Here is a 13,798-nt window from a genome sequence, read left to right as displayed (position 1 = left end):
ATTTTTGTCAAAACTAAAGGCAGGGTGCAAGGGTCCGAAAAAAAATATACAGGGCTTGTGATTCTCTAGACCAACCCGGCATAAGTATCGACCGTTTCCGTATTTCCGGTTTGTAGATAGATTTTCCAAGTCCGTATATGGATTTTTCCACTCCGTATAAAATACTTCCCAGACTGCTGGCGCCCTACTTAATTTGCCATCAGAAATAGCTTGCGAAATGAAGAAACTCTTGGGCATAACCGCCGTCCTTGGTCTTATCCTGGCCTGCTCCGTGGATCCACAGGACATCCCTACCCTGGAAGTAGGTCAGGAATTTGCGGATTCTAACGTACGTCTGCTCGTATTGGACACTTTTGCCGTTGAACTCTCTACCTTTAAATTTGACAGTATCATCAGCTCGGATGGCGATAGGCTATTGATAGGCAGGTACTCCGATGCCTTTTTGGGCAGCGTTACTGCCGCGGCATATATGGAACTTAGCGCACAGACCTATTCCCTGCCCAATGACGCAGAGCTGGACAGCATTGCCTTAATTTTGGGGTACGATGACTACTTTTACAGCGATACTACACAGGTAACGCAAATACGCGTACACCTACTTACCGAGGAGCTACGGCCCGAGGAGGATTTTTTTTACAACACCAGCACCCTCCCGTTTGATTCCGTTCCCCTAGCCCAACGAAATTACCGGCCCGAACCTTTTGACGAAGATTCCCTGCATATCTCTCTTCCCATTTCGGCAGGGCAGGAAATCTTTGACCTCATACAAGAAAACGATATCAATGATACGGATGACCTGAGGGAAAAATTCAAGGGATTCAGCCTGCAGTCGGGTGTGGAGGACAATGGTGCTATTGTCGGTTTTTCCAAAAACCAGGAACAAACCTATCTTCGTTTTTTTTATTCCGTTCCAGATGAATTTGAGGATGTGGAGGGAAGCTTTGATCTTTTTATCAACCCCTTTAGCGAAACACCTTCGGCTTTTAACAATATAACCAGTGATGTGTCGGGAACAACATTGGAGGTGTTGACAGACCAGGAAACAAACCTACCTACTACGGCCTCCAACAACCTGAGTTATATTCAATCGGGTATCGGGTATGCCACCCGGGTGGAATTCCCTACGATCAAAAGGGTTTTTGACCTCCAAGGCACAGGAACGGTGCTGAGCGCCATCCTGCAGTTAAAACCTCCTGTTGCATCCTACGATGACATTCTCCCCCTAAGGGATTCCTTAAATGTCGCCATTTTGGACCAGAACAACGAGATTATCGGACCGGTCGCTAACGGACAGGGGATTGTGCTGGGCAGGATAAGCCAGGAAAACGAGGAATTCAGCAATGTCATTTATGAAATTCCTGTGGGGGTCTATATCGATGCTAAATTGACAGAGACCCCTACAGTTGAAGATGCCTTGGTGCTTTTCCCCCCAGAGTTCAATGGGACGGTAGACAGAATTGTCCTTGAAGGTCCTGAAAATACAGATTTTGAAGCTCGGTTAATCCTCACTTATGCCATTTATGATGATTAGATCAGTCCTGTTACGAACGCTACTGCTTTTCCCTTTGGGTTTGATGGCACAGACCAATAATCTTACCGGCTCTCCGTATTCCCTATTCGGCTTGGGTGTATCCACCAATGCCAATATTGGCAAGAACAGTTCCCTCGGAAATGGGGGGTACGCCCTGGCCGGCCCAAATTTCATCAATATCCTCAATCCGGCTTCTTTTGGCGAGTATGCCGAAAGGAGTTTTCTTTTTGATTTTGGGTTTCTGGTCGAAATGAGCAACATATCCAACCGCAGTGCCAACGAACGGCGCATTGCAGGTAACTTTTCCAACTTGGCCATAGCTGCAAGCCTTAGTCCCAAATCTTCATTTGGGTTATCCGTGGCTCCCTACACCGATGTTGGATATTCCCTTATTGGTGTGGAAAGCAATATTGAGGGCTCCTTTGACCAATTTACCAGCAACATCCTGGGCACGGGCTCCCTAAACGATTTTCGGTTTTCCTATGGATATGCGCTCACCGAGCATTTGCGAATTGGGGGCAGCCTCTCCTATCTTTTTGGTACGCTGGAAGAAAGTGAGCAGATCGTGGCCGATCAGAGTTCCCTATCCATTGCTGAACAAAGTAGTTACAATGGATTTCGACTTGGATTGGGCCTCCAATATGAGCTGGGTGAAAAATTCACCTTGGGCCTAGTGGCCAATCTACCTGCTTCACTCTCGGGCACCCAAGATCGGGTAGTGGATAAATCCCTGGATTTTGTTCCTACCGTTGTAGAAAATGAAACAAACATTTCGCTCGAAAGCTTTGATCTGCCCTTGGAACTCAACGGAGGCATCCTAATAAGACCCAGCAACCAACTAGCGGTTAATTTGGATTATGGGATACGCCTGTGGGAGGCTACCGGACAACGGGACAACGTAGGACAGTTTATAGACCAACATGTCATCTCCCTAGGTGGGGAATACATTAAGGACAAACAAGGATTAAAGTTTTGGGAACGTTTGCAATTCCGCGCAGGATTCAACTATGACACCGGTTATCTTCAGGTGAATGACAACAAGATAAATTCCTACGGCATTACAGCGGGCATAGGCATTCCCCTAGGGTACCGGTCCGCATCCCGATTGAATATTTCCTACGCCAACAGTAGCCGGGGCACCACCGAGGGATTTCTGGTACAGGAGCGCTTTAACACCATTAACATAAACATCAGCTTAAAGGACATTTGGTTCCTAAAACGAAAAATTAATTGATACCATAGTTTATGAAAACAAAAAAGATAACTACTACCCTGTTTGTGGGGTTGTTTTTGGCCTGCCTGTCAGCTCAAGAGGGCCTGGATGCCCAAAAAATGGCCGAATATCAAAGTCGAGAAATGGCAAAGGAATTAAAATTGAATGATGCACAGCAAGGCCGTATTGAAGCCATCAACCTGAAATACGCAAAAAAAATGTTCGCCATAAGGGAGGCCGATGGTGGCATGTTTGGGAAAATGGGTGAAATAAAGGCCCTTAAAAAAGCTAAGCATACCAATTTGGAAGCCGTGCTTACCCCAGATCAAATGGAAAAATACAGAGAGGAGCTGGAGCCCAAGTTCAGAAGATATTTCAGAAAACAGATGGGACCATAGCCTCCTGGCCTGCACGTCTTTTTTAGGCCCTACTGCTTGAGTTCCAATTTCTCGGCAAAATAGTCGCAAAAATCCTTCATCGTGGCCGTCATTTTTTCATCTTGGGTAGCCTTCATAAAAGTGTCCGACAGGGATACCAAGGTTTGATGGAAAAAAATCTTCATTTCGTCCACGGGCATATCCTTGGTCCATAAATCGATCTTAAGGGATTCCCTGTTCTTGCTGTCCCATACGGATAGCAGCATAGCCTTGGCCTGTTCGTTATCAATTCCGCCATCCTGGGCGGACCAGGTAAGTTCCTCGGGAACCCTGTTTTCATCGAGTCCTACCTTCAATGTAATTTCCGAGGTGTGGAGCTTTGCCATTATTTCTTAGGTTTGTAGTTAGATCTTTTGAAGATTTCATCGGCAGAAAGGTTCAATAATTGAGTTAGGTTCAAATCATTATTTTCCATAAAGGACCTTACAATCTGCCAACCCATGTACCTGCCGATCCGTCCAGGGGATTCATTGTCCAATTCCAATTGAAATTTGGAAAAAGGGGCAAGGTCCAGAAATCGCTGATCCAATTTGTTGTTTGTACTGTAGAGCAGTTCCCTTTCCACAAAGTAGCGCCAAATTTGTTCTTCATTGGCCTGTGCCCAGGCCAATTGATCTGAGGAATATCCTATTTTTTCGGTATCGTCCAAAAAGGGCGCTATTTTGTCCTTTAGGTACAGTTCCTTGCCATAGTACACCATTTTGGACAGCAAGGTCTTGTCCCTTGGCCTGGAAACCACCTGTTTTCCGAAGGTGCCGGCCACATCACTGATCAAAAACCGTTTGTCCAGACCTGCGGCTATATAATTTTGCATCCCCGCATAAAATTTATGTTCATGGCCCAGGTAGTTGTCCAATCCCAAAAACAACAGCGAGTCCGTTAAAATCACTCGATTGTTGTAATCCACATCTGTAGTGACGGTAAGTACCTTGGGAAGCTTATAGTTGGGGAAGTAATATTTTATGTGTTTGAAAAGCAGCTCCAGATCGGCAGTTTCCGCTTCAAAATTGGCAAATGCCCTATCCACTTCTTCCAAAAGTTCAAGTTGCAAGGTGTCTACAAGCTTGGCCTCCCAGACACTGTCTGCATACTGTTCTGGAAAGAGGTAAGGATAACGATTCTTTAAAGCGGGAAGATCCGAAGGAGAGGCTTGGGCAAACGCCCTATCGAAACGGGATATCTCTAAATCCACCGCTGTTTTCCTAACCGCTTCGGCAACTTTGTCCCCATCACCACAACCAAAAAGAACCGCCGTTAGCATCAAAACCAAAAAATCCCATTTTCTCCAATGAAAGTAATCGCCCTTTCGTTTCATTTTTCAGTACCTACGCTTTATTTTTACGGGGCTAAGTTAACAGTTTTCAACGTAATAAATATCGCTATGCAAACGGAAAAAGTAATAGACCATATTGTGAAATGGTTACGGGATTATGCTACAAATGCCCACATCAAGGGATTTGTCATTGGGATATCGGGGGGAATAGATTCTGCCGTTACCTCCACGCTCTGTGCCAAGACCGGTCTGGACCTTCTCTGTTTGGAAATGCCCATCCATCAATCCGAAAAGCAGGTAAGTCGCGCCTCGCACCATATACAATGGCTTCAGGATAATTTTGCCCACGTAAAGCGGCAAGAGGTAAACCTCACCCCGGTGTTCGATAATCTGGTGGCCGCGTTGCCCCCTGTGGACAATGAGGAAGACCGTTTTATGTCCCTGGCCAATACCCGGGCACGCTTACGCATGACCACATTGTACTATTTTGCGGCATTAAAGGGCTATTTAGTGGCCGGTACCGGGAATAAAGTAGAGGACTTTGGCGTAGGATTTTATACCAAATATGGTGATGGAGGCGTGGATTTAAGTCCCATCGCAGACCTTTTGAAGACCGAAGTTTATACAATAGCCACCTTTCTGGGCATAAACAGGGAAATCATCAAAGCCCCCCCTACAGATGGGCTCTGGGGCGATAACAGGACCGATGAGGATCAGATCGGGGCCTCCTATCCGGAACTGGAATGGGCCATGCGCATGAGCGATCAGGGCAAACAGGCAACTGACTTTTCGGGTAGAGAAAGAGAAGTTTTTCTTATATTTAAAAAATTTAATTCGGCAAACCAGCATAAGATGGTTCCCATTCCTGTTTGCGAGATTCCAACAGGATTAAAATAACCGCTTGACTAAGAATCAAGTGTTTAAGTCGAATAAAGTGGTGAAAATTCTGGTTTTTCCAGAAAAAATTTCATTTTTGTTCAACAAATTAGATATTTTAACCTTACATTGCATGTCAGTATTTTTAGACGTAACAGTATAGTTAGAATATAGAAAAACAAGCCAAAATGATCAAAGTTTTAATTGCGGACAACCACCCCATTGTGCGAATGGGAATTAAGCATGTACTTGGGTCTTCTTCCGATTTTGAGGTTATTGACGACGTTGCTACAACTTCCGAGCTATTCGAAAAATTGGAAAAAGTTAGCCCCGATGTCGTTATGCTAGAGATGGATATTCCTGAAATTAACGGTATTGCTACCCTTAGAAAGATTAAGCAAGAATATCCGAATATCAAGGTACTTATCTACAGCGGGCAGTCAGAGGATGTTTATGCCCTGAGTACCATTAGGGCCGGTGCCTTTGGTTACCTATCCAAGACAGCTGATCTGGATTATATTATTTCCGCTGTCAAAAAGGTAAGCCAAGGTAATATGTTCATTACCAATGAATTGGCACAGCGCCTGGCCTTTGATGAAGGAACACAAAAGCCTAGAAGGTTCTTTAGAAAACTCTCAACAAGGGAAGTTGAAGTGCTGAAGCTTTTGGCTAGTGGCAAGCGAAACAAGGATGTGGCCCTGGGGTTAAACCTGAATGAAAAAACGGTCAGCACCTACAAAGCGCGTTTAATGAGAAAATTAAATGTGGACAATCTGGTGGATTTATTGCAGCAGGCAAAAGCCCTTGAACTGTATTAAACTCCACTTCGATTTCAAAAGATAAAACCCCGCTACCAAATGCAGGGGTTTCTTTTTTGTCCAAACCGGGGAATTAGGAAAGTACCCTGTTCAACTTTTTGTTCAACAACTTATTTAATTGTAAGTAATTGACAATTTCCTCCAGCGTCTCCCTATTGTCCGTATTTATTTCCTGTGTATCCTGTTGTAGGGCTTCGATTCTTCGTTTGATCAAAAAACAACGAAGGGTCAAAATGGTCTCACTGACCAATTGGGCAATGCCCTGCTTCTTTTCCTTGGGATAAATGTCTTTCCGCTCCCAGTTGTGAAGGGTGTATTTTTCCTCTTCCATTAAAATGGAGGAGATGTCAGAAATCACTTCCCGGTCCAAATCTGCCATAAACGTATTTACCGAAAAATCCTCCTTTTCGTTGAGTTGCTCGATCAGGGTGTAGTAAATTGACCGAAAGCGTTCGTGGGTAAGTTCTATTTCGTCCTCTTGTAGGTCCAAAAAGATTTTTTCATATACTTTGACCTGCAATTGTTCCGGTTCCAGGACCAAATCGCCCTTTTCGTTCTCTTTTAGGATTAAATCCTCAAATTCCTGTTGTTCGTTCCCATAGAGCAGCAGCATTTCTATAATCTTGCGTTCCAGTTCATATTGCACATCAACCCTTTGCTGTACCGGTTCGTTTCGGACCACATCAAAGGCCTGTTGGGTCTTTTTTGCTTTTTTACCGGCCTCTACCATTTCTTTTTTGCCTATCTGTGCCAGGGTATTGAAGAGTACTTCTTCCGAAACGTTCATTATCTGGGCACATTCCTGGATATAGATTTCCCTTTTGATACGATCGGGTATCCTGGAAATACTATGCACAATATCGCGGACAGTATCGGCCCTTTTTATTGGGTCGTTCGCTGATTCCTCCGCTAATAGCGAGGTCTTAAACTGAATGAAATCCTTGGCGTTTTCCCGCAGATAGCGCAGCACCTCCTCGTAGTCATTATTTTTTGCAAAACTATCCGGGTCTTCGCCTTCGGGAAAGGTACAGACCTTAACATTCATCCCCTGTTCCAGAATAAGGTCAATTCCGCGTAGAGAGGCCCGCAATCCTGCGGCATCACCGTCAAAAAGCACGGTAATATTTTTCGTTAGCCGGTTGATCAGACGAATTTGGTCCGGCGTCAAGGCCGTGCCACTAGAGGCTACCACATTTTCAATGCCCCTCTGGTACAGTTGGATCACATCTGTATATCCCTCCACCAAATAGCAATTGTCCTCCTTTGCGATGGCTTGTTTTGCCAGGTAGATCCCATAGAGTACCTTGCTCTTATGGTAAATCTCGCTCTCCGGACTATTTAGATATTTCGCTGCCTTTTTATCACTCGTCAATATCCGGCCTCCAAAACCCAGTACCCGACCACTCATGGAATGTATGGGGAACATCACCCGACCCTTAAATCGGTCAAATTTTTTGGTATCCCCTGTGTTGAGGCCGCCGTCCTTTACAATGGTAAGACCAGTTTTTTCCAGGTAATCCAGTTGATATCCCTTATCCAGTGCCCCTTGGGTAAAGGCTTCCCACTGATCCAAGCTATATCCCAACCCGAACTTTTTAATAGTCTCCTCCGTAAATCCCCGTTCTTTAAAATAACTGAGTCCGATAGCCTTCCCCGGCTCACTTTCCCATAGGGTATCCTCAAAATATTTGGCGGCAAATTCAGAGACCAGAAACATACTCTCGCGTTCATTGGCTTGGGCCTTTTCCTCCTGACTCTGCTCGGTCTCCTCAACCTCTATATTGTACTTTTTGGCCAGATATTTTATGGCCTCGGGATAAGTAAAGTGCTCGTGTTCCATTAAAAAAGCCACTACATTACCCCCTTTGCCACTACTAAAATCCTTCCATATCTGTTTTACGGGAGAAACCATAAAACTCGGGGTGCGTTCGTCTGTAAACGGACTCAGGCCCTTAAAGTTTGACCCCGACTTCTTCAATTGTACAAAATCCCCGATAACTTCCTCCAAACGGGCTGTTTCGTATACTTGATCTATGGTCGATTTTGAAATCAAAAGGTGGAAATTTGGAAAATTTTGTGTCAAAAAAACAATATCGTAAAGATAATTTAATTGCACAAACTTCCTTTCAAAAGCGAAAAAACCATCCAAAAAAAAATGAAGTTCTGTTAATATTTATATAGAAAACATAACATTTTCATTACGGTACCCCTGATAAGGCCAGGCCCATGGGCCTCCTAAAAATTTGATACTCAAGATGATTGGGAAAAACGATCCGGTTTTATTCCTCCCTGCACTCTTGTGATAACTGTTTTTTAGGTTGTAAGCAGTGAAAGGCGTCCCCGTACCAAACTACAGGTCAAAAAAACAAGACCGGATTTTTTAACCCGCATTCTTTCGGCCGAATGTAGCAAAGTTGAACAATATCTGGATAATCCATGGAGACGAAGTGCAGCTATGCGTACTTGGCTTTAAGGTACTCCGAGATAGCTTACAATAAAACGAATTAAACCTAAAAAAATAGTAATGAAAAATTTGAAAATATTTGTATTTGGACTGGTGGTCGTTGGCCTTACTTTTGCCTCCTGCAGTGATGATGACGATTTGGTAACCCAAGATCCGGTTACCGATGGCGAAGGTGATGGTGACGACAACGATGACGATGCTCCAAATTTTGTCGGTGCCGTATACGCCATGACCAATGGAGATGGACAGGTTACGGGAACCAATATCCAAGGACCAAACGTAATTATTGCATACGCCCGGGAAGCGGATGGGTCCCTGACACCGATCGGACCCAATCCCACAGGCGGAAATGGGGGCGATTTTGATGGCGGCGAGGGCTTGGACCCACTAATTTCGGCCTATGCCCTTACAAAAACAGATGATAATGAGAATTTATTGGCGGTAAATGCGGGAAGCAATACCATTACCTCCTTTAACATCAACGAGGACTATTCCTTGGAACTTGTAGGTTCCCAGCCCACGGGAGATCTGGGTCCTAACAGTATTGCGTATTCCGAGCGGAGCGATGCTGCGGACGGACTTAAAGGCATTGTATATGTCTCCAATATAAGCCGTCAGGAATTTTTAGCCGGTGGGGAACCGGAGCAGCAGGGAAGTATCACCGGTTACTGGCTATTGGACGATGGCTCCCTGTCTCCCATAGCAGGTTCTACCCGGAATTTAGCCAACAGGCCTTCGGCCGTGCAATTCTCCCCCGACGGTAATTGGTTGGTGGTTGCCTCCATAAATGCTGGCGCCGCGGCCCTGGCATCGGGAAGTGAAGATGAGATTGTGGTATACAGTGTCAATGCAGATGGCACCCTAAGTGCCGATCAAGTGGCAGGCGCTACTTCTACCCTACGGGGCAACACAGACGGGAGAAACCTACCCTCGGCCATTGGATTTCAAATTGTGGGCAACAACTATGTAGTGGTAACAGAAGCCAGGGAGTTTCAGCCAGACGGCACGCCCCCTGCCTTCCCCGCCTTGCAGGACGGTTCGGTTTCCACCTGGCAAATTCAGGCAGATGGCAGCCTAACCCCCATAAGCATGGATGTACGCTCGGGTGAAGGAAACACGGGAAGAACCGCCTGTTGGTTGGATTTTACCGCCGACGGCAACACCTTCTTTGTTTCCAATGCCATTGAGGCAGGTTTGGCCTCTTATTCCTTCAGCAACGGTGCTGTACAATTGCTAGACCAAACGGCAGCCTTGGGCACGGGAACGGGTGGAGCGGACAATGGTCCCGACGCCTTTGCCAATACCGAGGGTTGGATAGACATGTGGATTACCGATGATGGTGAATATCTCTACCAATTGTTCGGATTGGACGGTACCATAGGAATTTATAGAATAAGCGGCCAGTCCTTGGAGTTTGTCGGTGAGGAATCTGGCAACCTTCCGGACACCAATACCCAGGGTATTGTGGCCATTTAAAATATAGTGGTGGTTTGTTTAAAGGCCGGAAGGGGCTTCTAAAACCCTTCTGGCCTTTTTTATGGCACAAGATCATAGATCGAACCGAAGACCCAGTGAAATATTATTTTGCTCCACGACCGCATTTTCAAAGATAGGGCTGAGATCATATTTTGCATAGAGCAGCACCCCTTCTACACCAATATAGGCGCTAAGACCATATACAAAGTCAGATACATTATAATCCCGCTTCAGTTTTTCCTTTATCCGATTCCCACTTTCATTTCGATATTTCAGTTTTTGCCGGGAGCCGATATTAAACCCGCCATAACCTCCGAACCCCACCCGAAACTGATTGCGCAGGGAGTAGCGGATCTTTTCATCGGTCTGCCAAAATCTTGAGGGACCAAATTCCAAATGCAGCGGGAATACCAAATTGTCCATTCTGAACTTGGATTTGCTGAGATTAAATTCAAAATCCTGCAACTCGGTCTGGTCCCCATTGACCACGAAAATTTGGTTATCCTTTGGTTTTAAGCCGTTGAACTGAAAGGAAAAGCCATAGTTGATGCGCATAAAATTCGAGTTTTTAAAGACCCGGGTACGCCAGGCCCATCCCATTTCAAAAAAACGACTTCCCCCAGTTTTATACGGGGAATCGCCCAAGGACTCCCCATCTATAATCGCATTGTTAAACCCTATGGCCAGAACTAGGTCCGAATAGGTACGTCTATCGTACTTAACGTCCCTTCTCCATCGCTGTCGTTTGGCGAATATTGAGGTGCCATCGGACCTTTTTACATCGAACTCAAAACCTGCTGTTTTCTCGGTGGAATCCCGCTCCTGCAACACCAACAACTTGCCCTCGTTGCGTTCCAACAAGGCTATTTCGTTGTCTACGATCGCTATCCTGTTCTCTATGTTCAAGGCCCTCTTTTTTGCCGCTGCCTCCTTTAAGATCTTCGCCTCTTCCACACTTATGAGTTTCTGGTCCAAACGCTTGTTGATGTCCTGAATCTCTAATTTTAATGCGTCCTTTTCCTGTTGGGTGATTTCTTTTTTCCGCGCTTTCAGAGTGGCCACTTCTTCCTTGTATCCTTGGTCCTGGGCAACCGCGCTTTGCGCGATTAGCGAAAGAATAAGAAGTGCCAAATACATGCTAATGGTTCTCATACTGTTTTTGTTTCTCCCCGTACCGCCCCCTCCCTTTTTGGAAGGGTGGCATCTGGGTCTGTTAATGATTGATGAATTATTTATGCTGCCAACCCCATGGGCGTAACAAGGATTGGAGAGGTGATTCATATGAATTTCAGTTGTTACGATCGGCAACCGCTGTCCTAACTTTGAAATATCCTTTTTTCAAGGTTTCAAAAATTTGATCCCTAAACGATTTGTCGAGTTCGGACTCGGCTTCTGCAAGTAAGGCCGATGCATCTACCGTTTGATCCTCCCTAAATATCCTTTCCGCCAATATTTCTTCCTGGGCCTTGCGCAATAGGGTTTCGAGCTCAGCGTCGGTAACTACCGTATTTTCCTGTTCTAGCAAATCTACTTGGGCAATTACCTCGGCAATTTTTGTATCTATGATTTCCTGTGATTCCGACCATTCTTTTTTTCTTATCAATTCCGAACCATGTATCTTTTCCGTTACCTTTATATCGGTCTCTCGTTGCGCCATGGCATTCTTGGCCAGGGGAGCCTCCTCGGTCATAACTTCTGTATCCTCCTTGGCAACTGCAATTTCCTCGGGCACCTTCTCCAAGGCCGGTATGGTATTGTTTCCTTTCGGCTGTTCAATTTTTTTCTTGCTTACCGGTACCTCTACCGTTTGCTGGTCAGGTGCTGTGGAAACCTCCCGAAGGCTAAAATACCAGAGGGAAACTGCCAAAATACCTGCAAAACTGGCGGCCAGGCCATACCAAAAGAAGTTTCCCCTCTTGGACGCCCTATTGGTATAGAGCGTTTCGCTGATGGCTTCCCACGCCCTTTCGGTGGGTTGCATCCGCCTTTCGTTCAATTTTTCCTTAATCTGCTCCTCAAACTTAGTGGGTGCCATAACCAATCCTATTTTGTTCCTTTATCATTTCTTGCAACATTCTTCGGGCCTTAAACAGTTGGGTTTTGGAAGTACTTTCCGAAATTTCCAGCATCTTGGCTATTTCGCCGTGCTTATACCCTTCAACAGCATAGAGTACAAAGACCATTTTGTAGCCCTCTGGAAGTTTATCGATCAATTGTTGTATACGCTCTGCATCCAGGTCCTCATTGAAGGAGATGGGATCTGCGGCCTTATATTCGAACAACTCATCATCAAAAACCACAAACTGTTTCCTTCTCAGGTAAGAAATCGCCTCCCTTACCATAATCTTACGAATCCAGCCCTCAAAACTGCCCTGATGCCGAAACGAGTCAATATGTTTGAACACTTTCACAAAACCGTTGATCATCACATCTTCCGCAAATTGCAGGTCCCGGACATATTGCCTGCACACGCTTAACATCTTGGCAGAATAGGTGTCGTATATGAACCGTTGTGCCTCCCGATCTGCTTCGGTCGCTTTTTTGATCAGGGCTTTCTCGTTGTTGTAAAATGAAATGATTTTCACTGGTCTTTAGTGTCTCTATAAACTAGACGACCTAAATGGCTAAAACGTTGCCTGGCCTGTAGTTTTTTTCTTGGGGGCGCCATTTATAGTCGTGGACGAGCCTATTTTTTTCGATCCACCACATAGTTCACCATGAGTTTTAGGGAACTTTTGTACTCGGACTCGGGATAGGCGTCCAAAATATTCAATGCTTCTTCCTTGAACTCGTGCATTTTGTTTTCCGCATAGCGCAATCCTCCTTTTTCCTTTACAAAAGCAATGACCTCCCTGACCCGTTTCCGATTTTTGTTGTGGTTCTTTATGGAATTGATCAGCCATTTCTTTTCGTCCTTGGAACAGGTGTTCAATACGTGAATCAGGGGAAGGGTCATTTTTTGTTCCTTAATATCGATTCCCGTGGGTTTCCCGATTTTTTCCTCACTGTAGTCAAAAAGATCGTCCTTGATTTGAAAGGCCATGCCGCTAAGCTCGCCAAATTTTCTAAAGATCTCCACCTCTGCTGAGCCGGGTTTCACCGAGCAGGCACCAATACTGCAACAGGCCGCGATCAGGGTAGCCGTTTTTTGTCTGATGATTTCATAGTATACGGCTTCGGTAATGTCCAAGCGCCTTGCCTTATCGATCTGCAATAGCTCGCCCTCACTGATCTCCCGCATGGCTACGGAAATGATTTGCAAGAGATCAAAATCACCATGGTCTACGGATAGGAGCATCCCCCTTGCTAGAAGGAAATCCCCCACCAATACGGCTATCTTATTTTTCCAAAGCGCATTTACGGAGAAAAATCCCCTTCTTTTATTGCTTTCATCCACCACGTCATCATGCACCAAAGAGGCCGTATGTATCAGCTCTATGACCGAGGCCCCGCGATAACTGCGTTCGTTTACCTCGCCTTGGTTCAGTAGTTTTGCGGTGAGAAACACAAACATGGGTCGCATCTGTTTTCCCTTGCGATTAACAATATAATACGTGATCCTGTTGAGCAAGGCCACTTTAGAAGACATGGATTCGTGGAACTTGGCTTCAAAAAGCTCCATTTCCTTATTGATCGGTTCCCGTATTTGAGCTGCTATCTTCACAAATGACTGCACATGGCTTGGAGCCATAAAATTAGGTAAAATTAAG

Annotated in this window: 13 protein-coding genes; 6 read left to right on the top strand and 7 right to left on the bottom strand. The window is 45.3% G+C overall.

Translation table 11 applies throughout. The features are described from left to right. The first annotated feature begins 217 nt into the window (after nucleotides 1-217). The 3 genes from ACRD67_RS05140 to ACRD67_RS05130 are packed head-to-tail and all read left to right on the top strand — an operon-like array spanning nucleotide 218 to nucleotide 3,142. The gene (locus tag ACRD67_RS05140) at nucleotides 218-1,531 is read left to right on the top strand and encodes a DUF4270 family protein (protein WP_430965966.1); all 1,314 of its coding nucleotides are present in this window, start codon (nucleotides 218-220) and stop codon (nucleotides 1,529-1,531) included. After that, entirely contained in the window at nucleotides 1,521-2,765 is a 1,245-nt protein-coding gene (bamG, locus tag ACRD67_RS05135; RefSeq protein ID WP_430965965.1) for a BamG family beta-barrel-assembly machinery protein, read from the top strand. The genes ACRD67_RS05140 and bamG overlap by 11 nt, the downstream gene beginning before the upstream one ends. A gap of 11 nt (nucleotides 2,766-2,776) precedes the next feature. Beyond that, nucleotides 2,777-3,142, top strand: a complete 366-nt coding sequence (locus tag ACRD67_RS05130; RefSeq protein WP_430965964.1) for a DUF4890 domain-containing protein — start codon at nucleotides 2,777-2,779, stop codon at nucleotides 3,140-3,142. Nucleotides 3,143-3,171: 29 nt separating this feature from the next. Here ACRD67_RS05130 and gldC read toward each other — a convergent pair whose 3' ends face one another. After that, nucleotides 3,172-3,507, bottom strand: a complete 336-nt coding sequence (gene gldC / locus ACRD67_RS05125) for a gliding motility protein GldC (RefSeq protein ID WP_430965963.1) — start codon at nucleotides 3,505-3,507, stop codon at nucleotides 3,172-3,174. Then, nucleotides 3,507-4,496, bottom strand: a complete 990-nt coding sequence (gene gldB / locus ACRD67_RS05120) for a gliding motility lipoprotein GldB (RefSeq protein ID WP_430965962.1) — start codon at nucleotides 4,494-4,496, stop codon at nucleotides 3,507-3,509. Before gldB ends, gldC begins: the two co-directional genes overlap by 1 nt. A gap of 66 nt (nucleotides 4,497-4,562) precedes the next feature. On the opposite strand from gldB, the gene nadE reads away from it, so the two are divergent. Both nadE and ACRD67_RS05110 read left to right on the top strand, forming a co-directional pair. Beyond that, nucleotides 4,563-5,351 carry an NAD(+) synthase gene (gene nadE, locus ACRD67_RS05115; protein ID WP_430965961.1) on the top strand — a complete coding sequence of 263 codons (789 nt, stop codon included), beginning with the start codon at nucleotides 4,563-4,565 and terminating at the stop codon, nucleotides 5,349-5,351. A gap of 167 nt (nucleotides 5,352-5,518) precedes the next feature. After that, nucleotides 5,519-6,148: a response regulator gene (locus tag ACRD67_RS05110; protein ID WP_430965960.1), complete on the top strand. Its 630-nt coding sequence runs from the start codon at nucleotides 5,519-5,521 to the stop codon at nucleotides 6,146-6,148. A gap of 73 nt (nucleotides 6,149-6,221) precedes the next feature. On the opposite strand, the gene dnaG is transcribed toward ACRD67_RS05110, so the two are convergent. Next, nucleotides 6,222-8,201, bottom strand: coding sequence for a DNA primase (gene dnaG / locus ACRD67_RS05105; protein WP_430965959.1), 1,980 nt, complete (start codon nucleotides 8,199-8,201; stop codon nucleotides 6,222-6,224). Between the two features lie 471 nt (nucleotides 8,202-8,672). On the opposite strand from dnaG, the gene ACRD67_RS05100 reads away from it, so the two are divergent. Then, nucleotides 8,673-10,088: a lactonase family protein gene (locus tag ACRD67_RS05100; RefSeq protein WP_430965958.1), complete on the top strand. Its 1,416-nt coding sequence runs from the start codon at nucleotides 8,673-8,675 to the stop codon at nucleotides 10,086-10,088. A gap of 72 nt (nucleotides 10,089-10,160) precedes the next feature. On the opposite strand, the gene ACRD67_RS05095 is transcribed toward ACRD67_RS05100, so the two are convergent. From ACRD67_RS05095 to ACRD67_RS05080, 4 genes are all read right to left on the bottom strand, one after another. Beyond that, complete coding sequence (locus ACRD67_RS05095) at nucleotides 10,161-11,240, bottom strand: porin family protein (RefSeq protein ID WP_430965957.1); 1,080 nt, start codon at nucleotides 11,238-11,240, stop codon at nucleotides 10,161-10,163. A 136-nt stretch (nucleotides 11,241-11,376) separates the two neighbouring features. Then, a complete protein-coding gene (locus ACRD67_RS05090) occupies nucleotides 11,377-12,123 on the bottom strand; it encodes a hypothetical protein (RefSeq protein ID WP_430965956.1) in 747 nt (248 codons plus the stop codon). After that, nucleotides 12,110-12,673: an RNA polymerase sigma factor gene (locus ACRD67_RS05085; RefSeq protein WP_430965955.1), complete on the bottom strand. Its 564-nt coding sequence runs from the start codon at nucleotides 12,671-12,673 to the stop codon at nucleotides 12,110-12,112. Before ACRD67_RS05085 ends, ACRD67_RS05090 begins: the two co-directional genes overlap by 14 nt. Nucleotides 12,674-12,774: 101 nt before the next feature. Further along, nucleotides 12,775-13,752, bottom strand: coding sequence for a polyprenyl synthetase family protein (locus ACRD67_RS05080; RefSeq protein ID WP_430966186.1), 978 nt, complete (start codon nucleotides 13,750-13,752; stop codon nucleotides 12,775-12,777). Nucleotides 13,753-13,798 lie beyond the last annotated feature (46 nt).

The organism is Eudoraea algarum (assembly GCF_050589645.1).
In the GTDB taxonomy this organism is placed as follows: Bacteria; Bacteroidota; Bacteroidia; order Flavobacteriales; family Flavobacteriaceae; genus JBNGOQ01.
The sequence above is the reverse complement of the archived record's forward strand: the minus strand, read 5'-3'. Positions and strand labels throughout refer to the sequence as shown.

Bases quoted from the DNA above. Each gene is read 5' to 3' on its own strand.
- ACRD67_RS05095 (WP_430965957.1), bottom strand. From the start codon at position 11,240: ATGAGAACCATTAGCATGTATTTGGCACTTCTTATTCTTTCGCTAATC.
- ACRD67_RS05100 (WP_430965958.1), top strand. From the start codon at position 8,673: ATGAAAAATTTGAAAATATTTGTATTTGGACTGGTGGTCGTTGGCCTT.
- ACRD67_RS05090 (WP_430965956.1), bottom strand. From the start codon at position 12,123: ATGGCACCCACTAAGTTTGAGGAGCAGATTAAGGAAAAATTGAACGAA.
- nadE (WP_430965961.1), top strand. From the start codon at position 4,563: ATGCAAACGGAAAAAGTAATAGACCATATTGTGAAATGGTTACGGGAT.
- ACRD67_RS05140 (WP_430965966.1), top strand. From the start codon at position 218: ATGAAGAAACTCTTGGGCATAACCGCCGTCCTTGGTCTTATCCTGGCC.
- gldB (WP_430965962.1), bottom strand. From the start codon at position 4,496: ATGAAACGAAAGGGCGATTACTTTCATTGGAGAAAATGGGATTTTTTG.
- bamG (WP_430965965.1), top strand. From the start codon at position 1,521: ATGATGATTAGATCAGTCCTGTTACGAACGCTACTGCTTTTCCCTTTG.
- ACRD67_RS05110 (WP_430965960.1), top strand. From the start codon at position 5,519: ATGATCAAAGTTTTAATTGCGGACAACCACCCCATTGTGCGAATGGGA.
- ACRD67_RS05130 (WP_430965964.1), top strand. From the start codon at position 2,777: ATGAAAACAAAAAAGATAACTACTACCCTGTTTGTGGGGTTGTTTTTG.
- gldC (WP_430965963.1), bottom strand. From the start codon at position 3,507: ATGGCAAAGCTCCACACCTCGGAAATTACATTGAAGGTAGGACTCGAT.